The 252-nt window shown below is 38.9% G+C and carries 1 pseudogene; it reads right to left on the bottom strand.

The features are described from left to right. Positions 1 to 39: 39 nt before the first annotated feature. Positions 40 to 252 (bottom strand): annotated as a pseudogene (locus SB756_RS32985) (hypothetical protein); the annotation flags it as partial.

The following is a 252-nucleotide window of genomic DNA, read 5'->3' as shown; positions in this document are numbered from 1 at the left end:
AGCCGATTACTTAAATGTAACCGACTACCGTACTATTATTTAGCTTTTTGGGTAACGTGCCTCAAGGCCTTGATAAACTAACTTTGCAAAGTCTGCATGTTCGGTATCAAGGCTTTTAACTACTTCCACTAAGTGCTCGTTATCTTCTTGCCCGTTCCACACTTTAATGTAGCTACCGTCTTTATAACCATGGTCTTGGCGGAAAAAGTTTAAGGTATTTTTACCAACATAACCACGGTATAAATCGTCAAT

Origin of the sequence: Pseudomonas sp. SIMBA_068 (assembly GCF_046534705.1) — a bacterium.
Taxonomy (GTDB): Bacteria; Pseudomonadota; Gammaproteobacteria; order Pseudomonadales; family Pseudomonadaceae; genus Aquipseudomonas; species Aquipseudomonas putida.
The sequence above is the reverse complement of the archived record's forward strand: the minus strand, read 5'-3'. Positions and strand labels throughout refer to the sequence as shown.